This window comes from Streptomyces sp. NPDC088194 (assembly GCF_040702025.1).
GTDB lineage: Bacteria > Actinomycetota > Actinomycetes > Streptomycetales > Streptomycetaceae > Actinacidiphila.
Map to the genome: position 1 here is coordinate 113,155 of NZ_JBFBIV010000018.1, position 12,600 is coordinate 125,754.

The following is a 12,600-nucleotide window of genomic DNA, read 5'->3' on the forward strand; positions in this document are numbered from 1 at the left end:
CGGGCCCTCGCGCGTCAGCCCTCCCGCCTTGCGGGGCCGGTCCGCCGGCGCGTCAGCTCTCCAGCAGGCGCTGGCCGACGTACTCCCCCTTCCCCGCCCCGCCCGGCACCGCGAAGAGCCCGCTCGTCTCGTGGCGCAGGAAGCGGGACAGCCCGTCGGCGCCGTCGAGCTTGCGCTGGACCGGCACGAAGCCCGTCAGCGGGTCGGCCTGCCAGGCGACGAAGAGCAGCCCGGCGTCCGGGGTGCCGTCGGTGCCGATGCCGTCGTGGTAGGAGAAGGCGCGGCGCAGCATGGCCGCGCCGCTGTTCGACGCGGGGGCGGCCAGCCGGATGTGGGCGTCGCCCGCGATCGCCAGCGACCGGTCCGGGTTGATCTTGTCGAGCTGCACCGGTGTGGTCTCGACGCCGCCGGACAGCGGCGCGCCGTCGGACTTGCGGCGCCCCACCACCCGCTCCTGCTCGGCCACCGACAGGTGGTCCCAGGTGTCCAGCAGCATCCTGATCCGCCGGACGACCGCGTACGAGCCGCCCGCCATCCAGTCGGGAGAGCCGGTCGCCGGCACGAAGATCCGCTTGTCGAAGTCCGGGTCGGACGGCTTGGGGTTGTTGGTGCCGTCGATCTGCCCCATGAGGTTGCGCGGGGTGCGGGGCCGGTCGGTCGCACCGGGGGTGCGGTTGAACCCGTTCATCTGCCAGCGCACGGTCGCGGTGCCGCTCGCCGCCTTCTGCAGCACCCGCAGCGCGTGGAAGGCGACCAGCGCGTCGTCGGCGCCGATCTGCACCCACAGGTCGCCGTTGCTGCGCTTGGGGTCGAGGTGGTCCGAGGGGAAGTCGGGCAGCGGCGCCAGCGCGGCCGGCAGCTTCGACGTCAGCCCGGTCCGCCCGAAGAAGCTGCGCCCGAACCCGAAGGTGACGGTCAGCGAGGACGGCCCCGCGTCGTCGGCGACCTGGTCGTCGTACGCCGCGGGGGTGGCGGGGCGACCGGCCGCGGTCATCTCCCGCACCGCGTCCGACCAGCGCCGCAGCAGCGCGGCCGCCGCACGGCGGTCCGCGCCGGTCACCAGGTCGAAGGCGGCCAGATGGCCGCGGGACTGAGCGGGCTGCACGATCCCGGCCTGCCGGGTGCCCTCGAACGGGACGTGCGCCGAGCCGACCGTCGTCAGCGCGGTCGGCTCGTCCCGGGTGCCGGCCGCCACGGCGGCGCCCGCACCGCCGCCGACCACGAGCCCGGCCGCCCCCGCCGCGCCCGCGGTGCCCAGCAGCCGCCGACGGCTGACCCCGGGCCGGGCCGCGTCCTGCTCGGAGCCCTGCCCGGGGTTCTGCTCGGCCGGCCTGCGGACGGCCTGTCCGGCGGTGCGCCCCGCCGACTTGTTCGTGGCACTCACGACGTGACCTTCACATTCTTCGTCTCCGTCACCTCGTCGATGTCCGAGGTGCGGACGGTGACCGACATCTGCCAGGTGCCGGGCAGCGGCAACTGCGCCGCGCTCGCCGTCCATTTGCCGGTGCCCACGTGCGTGAGCGTGATCGGGATCGGGCCGAGGTTCTGTGCGGGCAGCGTGAACGCCAGCCGCACCTCGGGCACGTCGACCGGGGTGCCGGCCGCGCCGTTGATCACCAACTGCACCTGGTTGGGGGTCGCGGCCCGCCCGGGGGTCACCGTGACCTCCGCGGTGCCCTTCCCCTTCAGGCCGCCGGTGTCGTACGGCACCGTGACCGCGATCCGGCCCTGCCCCGAGGGCGCGGTGCCCGTGCCCGAGGACGCGGACGGTGCGGGTGCCAGGGCCTTCTGCTCCTCCGCGGCCCGCCCCGGCTGGGAGCCGGACAGGATCGTGGTCACCCCCAGCAGCACCACGGCCACCGCCGCCTCGGCCAGTACCGAGCGGCGCAGCGCGCCGCGGAAGGGGTCGGCGTCCAGGACCTTCCTGGCTCGCGCCGCGCTACGGGCGGCCTGCTGCCGGCGCAGTTGCGCGGCCCGGGCGTTGTCGGCCCCACCCGCGCCGCCGCTTCCGGACACCGCACCCGCCTTGGCGTCCGCGGTCGCGGCGGTCCCGTCCGTACGGTCCGTGGCCGCCGCCACCGGCTCGCGTACGCCCTGCGCCACCACGGTGCCGGCCGAGGCCGTGGCCGCCGCGGAAGCGGAAGCCGTGGTCGAAGCCGACGCCGAAGCGGAGCCCGAAGCCGAAGCCGTGGCCGGTGCCTGCCCGAGCCGCGCGGTCCAGCGCCGGGAGAACCAGGCGATGGCCACCAGCGCGCACACCAGCCCGATCTTGATCAGCAGCGTCCGCCCGTAGGAGGTGTCGGTGAAGGCCCGCCAACTGCCCATCTGCCGCCACGCCTGGTAGACGCCGGTGCCGACCAGCAGCGTGATCGCGGTGAGCCCGACCAGCGAGAAGCGGCGCACCGCGTACGCCTCGATCGGGCGGCTCGCGACCGAGGGCGCCCACAGCGCGGTCAGCAAGGTGATCAGACCGCCCAGCCAGACCGCCATGGACAGCAGGTGGACCACGTCGACCGGCATCGCGACCTGGTGCTGGATACCCACCGAGGCGTGCTCGGCCATCGCCCAGGTCGCCGCGATGCCGACCGCGATCACGGTGCCGCCGATGCCCAGCCCCCAGGCGAGGTCCGCGCGTTCCTCCGGGTCCTCCCGTCTGGCGTACGACCCGAACAGCACCGCCAGGAACACCGCGGCGGCCGCGAGCAGCAGCAGCCGGGACAGCAGCGCCGCCCCGGGTCTGGTCTGGAGCTGGTCGCGCATCACCCCCAGGTCGAGCGCCTGCCCGAGCCCCTTGCCGTTGACGTACGGCCCGCGCAGCAGCAGCAACGCGATGGTGGAGGCGGCCATCGCCACCCAGCCGGTCGCCGCGATCCGCTGGAGCGGGCGCAGCAGCGCGCCGCGCGGCCAGCACACCGAGAGGAACACCGAGGCGCCGACCAGCAGCGCGAAGCCGGCGTACGCGACGTAGCGGCCGACGCCGTACAGCGTGCCGGCCGCGCCGCCGCCGCGCGCCGCGACGCCGGACAGGTCGACGTCCGTCCTGGAGGGGGCGCCGATGGAGAAGGTGAAGGCGCCGGCGACGGGGTGGCTGTCCTGGGAGATCGCCCGCCAGGCCACGGTGTAGGTGCCGTCGCCCAGGCCCGGTTTGAGGGCGACGGTCGAGGTGGCGCCGGAGTCCTTGCCCTGGGCGTGGCCCGGGGTGCCGACGGCGACGTCGGTGCCGTGCGGGTCGAGCACCCGCAGCGAGTCGTCGGACAGCAGCACGCCCTCGGAGTAGGTGAGCACCACCCGCTGCGGCGCCGTCTTGACCACCGACCCGTCGGCCGGGTCGGTACGGATCAGGGCGGCGTGCGCCGAGGCGGGCACCGCCGTGCCGAGCAGCAGCCCGACCAGCGCGCCGAGCCCCACGAGCAGCGCCGCCGCGCGCCGTGGCCAGGACCAGGCCGCCCGCCCCGCGAGCGGACGCGTCCCGACCCGACGCCACCGCGACCCGGGTGGCCGGGCGCCCGGTTGCCGTACGTACGACCGTGTGTCCATCGGCTGTTCAGCCTCCTGGGTGGTACGTCGTCGGACGCACCGGCACGGTGACGGTCACCGTCGCCGGCGTGGCGTGCGCGAAGTGCAGGGTGAGCGTCACCTTGTCGCCCACCGCCGGCTTGTGGGTGAGGTCCTCCAGCATCACGTGGTTGCCGCCGGTGCTCAGCGTGAGCTTGCCGCCGGCCGGCACGGGCAGGGACATCACCTGCTGCATGGTGTCGCCGGCGGTGCGGTGCAGGGTGGCGTGCGCGGCCAGAGCGCTGGTCACGGAGGTGAGTTGGGCCGCGGTGCCGCCGGTGTTGGTGACGGTGAAGTACGCGGCGGCCATGTCGGTCAGCAGCGGCTGCGGTATGTACCCACCGGTCACCGCGAGTTCGGCGGGGCTCGCGGACCTGGCGCCGGCCGCGGCGGCGGAGGTGTCCGCGGAGCCCGGCGAACCCGCCGAGGACGAGCAGCCGGTGAGCGCGATGGTGCCGCCGGTCGCCACCGCGGCGAGGGCCACCAGCGCGGCCGCGCCGGCCCGGGTGCGCCGCCCGGCGGACCTGGTCGCGGTCACGACTTCTCACTCCTGATGATCTTCGGCAGCTCGCGCGTGTACTGGTCCGCGGTGGTACCGGACATGTACACCACGTGCGCCTTGTTGTCCTTGGGCCAGAAGCCCAGCACCTCGGCGCCGTGGGTGACGGTGATGCTGCCGTCCTTCTCCTTCACCGGCGGGTCGATGCCGACGCCGAGCGAGCGGGCGGCGGCCTGGATCGTACTGAACTTGCCGGTCAGGCCGATGAAGCTCTTGTCGATCGCGCCGAGCCAGGCGTTCAGCCGGGCCGGGGTGTCGCGGTCGGGGTCGGAGGTGACGAAGACCACCTGGAGCTTGGCCTGATCGGCCGGGGACAGCTTCGACTTGGCCAGCGCGATGTCGCTCATGGTGGTCGGGCACACGTCGGGGCAGTGCGTGTAGCCGAAGTAGAGCAGCACGGGATGCCCGGCGGTCTCCTTGACCAGGTCGAACGACTTGCCGTGGTTGTCGGTCAGCACCAAGGAGGGCTTGGCGAACGGCGAGTCCAGGGCGACACCCGGTCCCTGCGAGGCGTGGGTCGACACGACCGCGGCGGCGTTCGAACCGCTGCCGGACGACGAACCCCCGCACGCGGTGAGCAGGAGGGCGGCCGACGCGGTCACGGCGACTGCGCCGAGTTTGACGGTGGTGCGCATGTGAGAAGTTCCTGTTCGCGAGTGCTCGAAGGGGCCGGGCGGCCGCGGTCCTATGGTGCGCGCACCGCGACCGCCCGGCGGAGGCCGGTCAGGCCGAGGGCGCGGAGGGGCCGTCGGAGGCGCCGCCCGCGGCACCCGTGGACGAGGAACCCGTGGACGAGGCACCAGGTACCCCGGCGCCGGTCGCGGGCGTACGCCGCCGGCCGCCGTACACGCCGAAGCCGACGCCGATCACGCCGACCACGATCCCGGCCACGCCCAGGGCGCGAGCGGTGTCGTCGCTGCTGCTCGCCGACGCGGTGGTGGTCGCCGCGCCCTTGCCGCCGGCCGGCGGTGCGGCCGCGGGGCTGCCGGTCGTGGCGGGAGCGGCGCCGGAGTCGCTGCCCGCCGCGGTGAGCTTCAGGGTCGGTGCCGGGTTCTGCGGCTCGGGCTGCCCGGCCTGCGGGATCTCGATCCACCGCACCACGTTGCCGTCGCTGTAGGTCTGGAGCGCCTTGAACGACAGCGAGTCGGCGTTGTCCGGCAACGGCCCGAAGGAGACCGGGAACTGCTGGAACTGCCCCGGCTCGATCTTGCCGCCGGTCCAGGTGATCTTGGTGACGGCCGAGGTGACGGTGCCGTCGTCGGTCTTCAGCGGGGTGGTCAGCTTGGCCGTGGTGACCTTCGCCGTCCAGCCCGGCACGGGCTGGATCGACACCGAGGCGATCGGGTGGTCGGCCGGGAGGTTCACCTCCAGCTTGACGGTGGAGGCGTTGTCCTCCTCGCACGGCACCTTGAACGCGACGGTGCTGTAGCTGCCCTTGGCGGCCGAGCCCGGCTGCACGGTGACATGGGCGAAGGCGGGTACGGCGGCCAGCAGGACGGCGGAGCCGGCGAGCGCGGCGACGGTTGCGGCACGGCCGCGCATACGGGAACTGCTCATGGCAGGGGTATCTCCACGATGAAGTGGTGCGCTGACGGTGGACCGCGCACGGCAATGTGCGCGGGGGGACGCGGGCAGCCCGCCCCGGACCCGCACGCGTACCCGTACCGGGGACCCCGGCCGTACGCGTGCGCGTACGGGCGTGTGATGCGGGGGACCGTCAGGGGTACGAGGGGTGCTCGTGGGAGGGCGGCCGGGCGACCCGCGCGTCCGTCGGCGCTCCCGGTGGGGAGCCGACGCCGCGTCAGGCCGCCAGTGCGACCACCGGGGGACCGCGCCTGGCCAGGCAGTGCCGCAGCCAGACGGTACGGTGCCGGGCCGGCGCCGACCACATGGCGCCCCGTATCGGGCGGCGGGCGCAGGGCACGGCGGCGGCGAGCGCCGCCAGCAGGACGCAGGCCCGGCGCAGCGCGGACGGCGCCAGCGAGGTCAGCCCCGCGGCGCCGCGCACCGACAGCCGGACCAGCCGCCACAGCGCGGCCTCACCGCGGCGCAGCAGCAACCCGGCGACCACGGCGGCCAGCAGGTGGCCGAGCAGCATGGGACCGGAGAACATCGACAGCAGCATGCAGGGCAGCGACGCGTGGGAGCCGTGCGCGCCGGAGGAGCCGGCGAGCGTCGACATCCCCGGCATCAGCACGTCCCGCGGCTGCGTGGCGCCGCCGACCGCGGCGGGGTCGATCCCGGCCCGCAGCACGATCTGCCGCGCGGCCCCCGGGGAGAGCGCGGAACTGCTGCCACCGCCGCCGCACACCAGGCGGGCGGCGACGGCGATCAGCTCGTTCGTGGAGCCGCTCCGGGAGGAGCCGGTGACGGAGGCGCACATCTGCCCGGTGCTGAACACCGTGTGCAGGGCGAGTTGGCCGACGGCGAGCAGCGCGGTGATACCCGGCAGCCCGCGCTCCCGGCCCGCCAGCGGCGCGACGACCGCGAAGGCCGCGAGCCAGCCGAGCGCCAGGGAGCCGACCGGAACCGCACGACCCGATGCCATGGCGTGCCCGATCGCGGCGAGCAGCACGCAGACCGCGGTGAACACCGCGGTCCGCAGCAGTCGCATCCCGGCGCCCGCGCGCACGGTGGGCGCGGGTCGGCAGGAGACGGAGGAAGGCGCAGCCATGACGGCGGTCATCATCTCACTGCCCGGTTCGCCCGCCTACGGCGCCCTTGCCGCCGCCCGCCCGCCGGGACCGCGCCGGGACGCTGTCGGCACGCCGCCGATGACCCGCCGATGACCCGCCGATGCCCTGTCGACGACCCGCCGCGGACCCTGCTCGGGACGCCACCGGCGGGGCGATCCGGTACGCCGTACGGCCGTTGCCCGGGTCGTCCGCGGCGGCGCCCGTCGGCGCCGGCGGTCTTGACAGCCGCGCCCCCTACACCGCCGCGTGCGGCTCCCGCATCCGCCGAATGAGCGGCATCACGTCAACATCACGCTTACGCCCGGGCTTTCGCGGCAATACGTAACCGTATGTCGAGCCGCAGCCAGGAGGCTGGAGCATGAGCATCTGGTGGTCACTCCATTTGCGGCGCGAGGCTGCGAGCGTTCCGCTGGCCAGGAGACTGCTGCTGGGGACCATGGAGACGGCCGGGGTCGACCCCGACATCTCCTTCGATCTCTCGGTGGCCCTCTCCGAGGCGTGTGCGAACGCCGTGGAACACGCCGGTTCTGCCACGGGCTACAGCGTCACCGCCCAGATCGACGGCGACTGCTGCCGTATCGAGGTCGCCGACTCCGGGCCGGGCCTGCCCCACGACCACTTCCGCCTGCCGGCCCGGGCGCTGACCTTGCGGGGCCAGCAGGCCGAGCACGGCCGCGGACTGTTCCTGATCGAAGCCCTCGTCGACCATGTGCAGTTCCACGACCGCCCTGGGCACGGCACGGTCGTGGCGTTCGACAAGATGCTCAAGTGGCGGGAGGACGCCCTGCTCAAGGCGTCCTGACCCGTCGCCGAAGCATCCGTCCCACAGCGCCCGTCCCACAGCGCTCGGCCCGCAGCGTCGGGCCCCCTGCGTCCGGCCCGCCCCGCTCCTGCGCGGGGCGGGCCGGCCCACGACCGGTCAGCCCTTCAGCCCGGCCATCCACTCCTCGACCTCGTCCGAGCGGCGCGGCAGTCCCGCCGACAGGTTCCGGTTGCCGCTCTCGGTGACGAGGATGTCGTCCTCGATCCGCACCCCGATGCCGCGGTACTCCTCCGGGACCGTCAGGTCGTCCGCCTGGAAGTACAGCCCGGGCTCCACGGTGAGCACCATGCCCGGCTCCAGCGTGCAGTCCACGTATGTCTCGGTGCGTGCCTGGGCGCAGTCGTGCACGTCCAGGCCGAGCATGTGCCCGGTGCCGTGCAGCGTCCAGCGCCGCTGCAGGGCGAGTTCGAGCACCCGCTCCACCGGCCCCTCCAGCAGGCCCCACTCGACCAGCCGCTCGGCGAGCACGCGCTGCGCCGCCTCGTGGAAGTCGCGGTAGGCCGCGCCGGGCTTGACCGCGTCGATGCCGGCCTGCTGCGCGTCGTGGACCGCGTCGTAGATCTTCTTCTGCAGCGGCGAGAACCGGCCGTCGATCGGGAGGGTGCGGGTGACATCGGCGGTGTAGAGGGAGTGGGTCTCCACGCCGGCGTCGAGCAGCAGCAGTTCGCCGGCCCGGACCGGACCGTCGTTGCGCACCCAGTGCAGGGTGGTGGCGTGCGGGCCGGCGGCGCAGATCGAGCCGTAGCCGATGTCGTTGCCCTCGACGCGGGCGCGCAGGAAGAAGGTGCCCTCGATGTACCGCTCGGAGGTGGCCTGCGCGCGGTCGAGGACCTTCACCACGTCCTCGAAGCCGCGGGCGGTGGAGTCGCACGCCTTCTGGAGCTCGCCGATCTCGAACTCGTCCTTGATCAGGCGGAGTTCCGACAGGAAGACCTTCAGCTCCGTGTCCCGCTCGGCGGTGACCTTGTCGGTGAGGGCCGCTTCGACCCCGGCGTCGTAGCCGCGCACCACGCGGACCGGGCCGGTGGCCTCGCGCAGCACGTCGGCGACCGTGCGGACGTCCTTGCACGGCAGCCCGAGCAGCTGCTCGCCCTCGGTCAGGCTGTTGCGCCGGCCGACCCACAGCTCGCCCTGGCCGTCCAGCCAGAACTCGCCGTTCTCCCGGTCGGAGCGCGGCAGCAGGTACGCGGTCGCGGCGTGGCCGCCCTCGGCGATCGGTTCGAGGACGAGGACGGCGTCCTGGGTCTGGTCGCCGGTGAGGTGCACGTACTCCGTCGAGGCACGGAAGGGGTACTCCGTGTCGTTGGCGCGGGTGCGCAGGTTTCCGGCGGGCACCACGATCCGCTCGCCCGGGAAGCGGGCGGACAGCGCGGCACGGCGGGCCGCGGCGTACGGCGCCTGCGGTATCGGCTCCAGGCCGCTCCGCTCGGTGTCGGCCCAGCCGGACTTCATGACCGCGGTCAGCTCGTCGGACACCGCGGGATACAGCCCGTTCTTGCGCTGCTTGATCGGGCGGTCCTGCCCGTCGGACCCGGCCTCGCCCGCCTCGGCGGACTCCTGCGCATCGAGCGCTTCCTCCTGCCGGCCCCCCGCCGTGTCCTGCTTGTCCTCGGCCTTCGCCACGTCCTGCCTCCTCAAGAATGAACCGTTCGTCCATCGTATGGGCGCGGGACGGCGACCGGTCGGGGCGCCTGTGGATAACCGGGGGCGAGAGGGGGAGAAGGGGCGGAAGTGGAAGAAGAGTCACATGGTGGCGGCATGAATCGTATGAACGGGACGGAACGGTCGGAGTGGGAAGGGCGGGGCGGGCGCGGGGGACGGAACAGGTCTGCCGGCGGGCCGCCGTCAGTCGTCGAAGCGCACGGCGAGCAGTACCAGGTCCTCGATGTGGTCGGCCCGGTCCCGCCCGTCGGGGAAGAGCGTGCGCAGCACGTGGTCGGCCAGCTCCTCCGGGTCCGCCCGTACGCTCCTGGGCGCGGTCTGCGCGGCTGAGTGCAGCCGGGACAGCGCCCGGTCCGCCGGCTCCCCGGTGCGGTGCAGCAGCCCGTCGGTGTACAGCAGCAGGCTCTCGCCGGGCCGGACGGCCAGTTCGGCGCAGGGCGCCTCCCAGCAGCTCAGCATGTTCAGCGGCGCGGAGAGCGAGGTCTCCACGTACTCGCAGCGCCGGTCGCCGACCACCAGCGGCGGGCAGTGCCCGGCGCCGGCCATGGTCAGCTTGCGGCCGCCGCCCGGCAGCGCGGTGGCGTACGCGAAGAGCGCGGTGGCCGAACGGGCCGGCTCGGTCAGCCGCATCAGCAGTTCGAGGTCGGACAGCACCGCGACCGGGTCCTCGCCCTCCATCACGGCGTACGCCCGCAGGGACGCGCGCAGCCGGCCCATCGCGGCGACCGCGCCAGGCCCCTCGCCCGTCACCCCGCCGACGGCGAGCCCGAGCGCGCCTTCGGGCAGCGGCAGGGCGTCGTACCAGTCGCCGCCGCCGCGCGGGCCGGTGGTGTGGCGTACGGCCATCCGCAGACCGGGCACCCGCGGCAGCCGGGCCGGCAGCAGTTCCTCGGACAGCGCGCGGGCCGCGGCGCGGGCCCGGCCCAGGGTCAGGCAGCGGGCCACGTGCTCGACGGCGAAGCGCAGGTAGAGGCTGACGAGGCGGCGCTGGCGGTCGGTGGGCTCGGCGGGTTCGTCGTAGAACCAGACGGCGGTGCCGAGGCGGCCGGCGGGGTGGTCGGTGGGGAATCCGGTGCGGGGGCCGGTGCGGGGCCCGGTGGGGTGGCCGGCGGCGTGTTCGGCCCCGTCGCCCGCGCCGGTGCCGCTCTCGGCGGCGGCCTCCGCGACCAGCGGCACCGCGTAGCTCGCGGCCAGGCCGAGCTGGGCGGCGACCTCGCGGTGCCGGGTGGTCGGACCGGGGCCGTGCAGCAGGTCGGGGAGGACCGCCTCGGCGGACTCGGCGTCGAGCGGAACCGTCTCCAGGGTGCCGAGGTCGCTGCGCCCGAGACCCAGGCCGACGCTCGTTGCCGGGCCGAGCCGGTCCGCCGGGTCCAGGGCGATCAGTCCGCGCCGGGCGCCGACCAGCGTGGCGCCCGCCCGCAGCACCTCGTGCAGGGCGTCGTCGAGCGCGGCGGTACGGGCCAGCCGCTCGGTCAGTTCGTGCAGCAGGGACAGGTCGCACACCCAGGCGGCGAGCCGGTCCTGGACGGCGAGGGAGTGGTCGGGGGTGCCGCGGGGCGGCATCACGCGCGGGGCGGAGGCCGGCGAGGGCGGCACCGGGACAGGGGCGACGGGTGGTGCGGAACCGGCCGCGGTGGCGATCGTGGCGGCTGTGGCCGTACCGGGCGCGGGGTGAGCGGGGACAGGGGCGTCAGTGTCCGCCTGGACGGGAGTGGACGGCTCGCTTCCGGCCACTTTTCTGACGGGTGCGGGGCTCATGGCCGGATACTTTCGGCCGGTTGCCGGTGAGCGGGGCAATCGGTGCTTTTCGTCCGCAATGCGCGGCGCATCTGCATGAATAGCATCGCAAACCCCCATGTCGTGCTGCGCTGCTGTCAAGACCCCACTTCTACACGCACGATCGTGGGCATGTCCAGGATTGTCCCGGTACACGGAGTGGTGTCGGCAGCGTGCCCCGGACGGCCCTGTTTCCGCGATGTTGGCCGAAAAGCGCCACCCCCGGTGTATGCGCACGATCGACTGGGGCCAGCCAACAGCGCGTCATTTCGCGGGTGGTGGGTAGGAACCCGAAGTCCGGCTCAAGCGTCGTAGTACGTATACAGTTGACGGCCGACCCAACCCCGAGTGGCGAGGGGTGCGGCGTCCGACGCGGACCATGACATATGGCCCGCGACCAGGGCGCAGTGAGTTCAGTGCGAGTCCAAGAGCGCCGGTTGCGCGCCACCCTCCGCCACGTTCCACGCTCGGCTGGCAGTGCGATGTGCTGCCTCAAATGCGGTGTGCTCGACAGTTACGTTGTGCAGTGGGCAGATCCCTGGGCGTTAACGGAAAGGAACGAGCGCTGATGCGCGAGATCCTCGGAAGGCGACGCAAGATCTCTCTTCGGCGGAAGGAGCGGACCGCGTATCTGGACGCGGCGCTGACTTACGCCGAGCGGTGGCAGTGGCGCGTGGTCCCCGGCGTGGGAGTCGACGGGCCGGGTGCGCGGCGCCCGGCCGGTGCCCCGGCCTGTGGCTGCGGGCGCCCCAACTGTCCGGTGCCCGGAGTCCACCCGGTCGAGCCCGGACTCCTCGCCGCGACCCGTGACCCGCGCATGGTCCGCTGGTGGTGGACCCGCCGGCCGGACGCGCCCGTGGTGCTGGCCACCGGCGACCGCGTCTCGGCGGCGAGCCTTCCCGCGGTCGCGGGAGCGCGCGCCCTGGAGGCGATGGAGTCGCTGGGCTGCCGGCTCGGCCCGGTCGTGGCCACTCCGACCCGCTATGTCTTCCTCGTCGCCCCTTACTCCCTCGCCGAGTTGGGCGAACTCCTCGACAGCCAGGACTGGGTGCCGACCTCGCTGCGCTACCACGGCGACGGCGGGTACGTGGCGCTGCCGCCGGCCGGCGGCCAGCCGGGCCCGCTGAAGTGGGTACGCCAGCCGGTCGTGCCGATCGTCCCGGTCGCGGCCGTCAGGGCCGCCCGGATGGTCGACGCCGTCAAGGCGGTCAGGAACGCCGAGCGGACGCCGTGGCTGCCGCGGATCGACACCCTCGTCGACGCCCTCGTCCGCGCCGGGCGCACCGCCCCCGACGGGGACCGACTGCGCTACTGAAGGTCCTCTGACGGGGTACAAGCCGGGTGTCGCCGGAACCACCGGTGGATTGCGAGCGTTATGTTCGCCCGGACCCCTGATGTCGAGTGCAGGTGAGCCCTTTGAAGTCACAGCAGCCGTCGGACGCTTCGGACCAGCGGGGGCGCTCCCGGTCTCAGGACCGGGACCGGGAGCACGACCAGGACGGGGCTCGGGCGGACGGGCTGCGCAAGGT

Annotated in this window: 10 protein-coding genes; 2 read left to right on the forward strand and 8 right to left on the reverse strand. The window is 74.1% G+C overall.

Translation table 11 applies throughout. The features are described 5' to 3' along the window. Positions 1–52: 52 nt before the first annotated feature. The 6 genes from efeB to AB0399_RS12855 all read right to left on the reverse strand — a co-directional run bounded on the left by efeB (position 53) and on the right by AB0399_RS12855 (position 6,788). Positions 53–1,261 carry an iron uptake transporter deferrochelatase/peroxidase subunit gene (gene efeB / locus AB0399_RS12830; protein ID WP_366411280.1) on the reverse strand — a complete coding sequence of 403 codons (1,209 nt, stop codon included), beginning with the start codon at positions 1,259–1,261 and terminating at the stop codon, positions 53–55. A gap of 119 nt (positions 1,262–1,380) precedes the next feature. Then, positions 1,381–3,537: a copper resistance protein CopC gene (locus AB0399_RS12835; protein WP_366411271.1), complete on the reverse strand. Its 2,157-nt coding sequence runs from the start codon at positions 3,535–3,537 to the stop codon at positions 1,381–1,383. A gap of 7 nt (positions 3,538–3,544) precedes the next feature. Further along, positions 3,545–4,093 (reverse strand): copper chaperone PCu(A)C, encoded by a 549-nt coding sequence (locus AB0399_RS12840; protein WP_366411272.1) that lies wholly within the window; start codon positions 4,091–4,093, stop codon positions 3,545–3,547. Next, positions 4,090–4,749, reverse strand: a complete 660-nt coding sequence (locus tag AB0399_RS12845) for an SCO family protein (RefSeq protein ID WP_366411273.1) — start codon at positions 4,747–4,749, stop codon at positions 4,090–4,092. Before AB0399_RS12845 ends, AB0399_RS12840 begins: the two co-directional genes overlap by 4 nt. An 88-nt stretch (positions 4,750–4,837) precedes the next feature. Continuing rightward, positions 4,838–5,671: a YcnI family protein gene (locus AB0399_RS12850; protein ID WP_366411274.1), complete on the reverse strand. Its 834-nt coding sequence runs from the start codon at positions 5,669–5,671 to the stop codon at positions 4,838–4,840. 244 nt (positions 5,672–5,915) lie between these two features. After that, positions 5,916–6,788 (reverse strand): hypothetical protein, encoded by an 873-nt coding sequence (locus AB0399_RS12855; RefSeq protein ID WP_366411275.1) that lies wholly within the window; start codon positions 6,786–6,788, stop codon positions 5,916–5,918. Between the two features lie 380 nt (positions 6,789–7,168). Between AB0399_RS12855 and AB0399_RS12860 the strand changes: the two genes are divergently transcribed. Then, entirely contained in the window at positions 7,169–7,612 is a 444-nt protein-coding gene (locus tag AB0399_RS12860; RefSeq protein WP_329367100.1) for an ATP-binding protein, read from the forward strand. Positions 7,613–7,729: 117 nt separating this feature from the next. Here the strand turns inward: AB0399_RS12860 and AB0399_RS12865 are convergent, their stop codons facing one another. Next, positions 7,730–9,142, reverse strand: a complete 1,413-nt coding sequence (locus AB0399_RS12865) for an aminopeptidase P family protein (protein ID WP_329374142.1) — start codon at positions 9,140–9,142, stop codon at positions 7,730–7,732. Between the two features lie 336 nt (positions 9,143–9,478). After that, on the reverse strand, positions 9,479–11,053 hold the full coding sequence (locus tag AB0399_RS12870; protein WP_366411276.1) for a PP2C family protein-serine/threonine phosphatase: 1,575 nt from the start codon (positions 11,051–11,053) through the stop codon (positions 9,479–9,481). Positions 11,054–11,639: 586 nt separating this feature from the next. Here AB0399_RS12870 and AB0399_RS12875 point away from each other — a divergent pair. Beyond that, entirely contained in the window at positions 11,640–12,386 is a 747-nt protein-coding gene (locus tag AB0399_RS12875; RefSeq protein WP_328466447.1) for a bifunctional DNA primase/polymerase, read from the forward strand. Positions 12,387–12,600: the final 214 nt, after the last annotated feature.

What these genes read in the sequence shown, in the direction of transcription:
- AB0399_RS12845 (WP_366411273.1), bottom strand. Translation starts at nt 4,749, where the DNA reads ATGCGCACCACCGTCAAACTCGGCGCAGTCGCCGTGACCGCGTCGGCC.
- AB0399_RS12855 (WP_366411275.1), bottom strand. Translation starts at nt 6,788, where the DNA reads ATGGCTGCGCCTTCCTCCGTCTCCTGCCGACCCGCGCCCACCGTGCGC.
- AB0399_RS12835 (WP_366411271.1), bottom strand. Translation starts at nt 3,537, where the DNA reads ATGGACACACGGTCGTACGTACGGCAACCGGGCGCCCGGCCACCCGGG.
- AB0399_RS12870 (WP_366411276.1), bottom strand. Translation starts at nt 11,053, where the DNA reads ATGAGCCCCGCACCCGTCAGAAAAGTGGCCGGAAGCGAGCCGTCCACT.
- AB0399_RS12860 (WP_329367100.1), top strand. Translation starts at nt 7,169, where the DNA reads ATGAGCATCTGGTGGTCACTCCATTTGCGGCGCGAGGCTGCGAGCGTT.
- AB0399_RS12875 (WP_328466447.1), top strand. Translation starts at nt 11,640, where the DNA reads ATGCGCGAGATCCTCGGAAGGCGACGCAAGATCTCTCTTCGGCGGAAG.
- AB0399_RS12850 (WP_366411274.1), bottom strand. Translation starts at nt 5,671, where the DNA reads ATGAGCAGTTCCCGTATGCGCGGCCGTGCCGCAACCGTCGCCGCGCTC.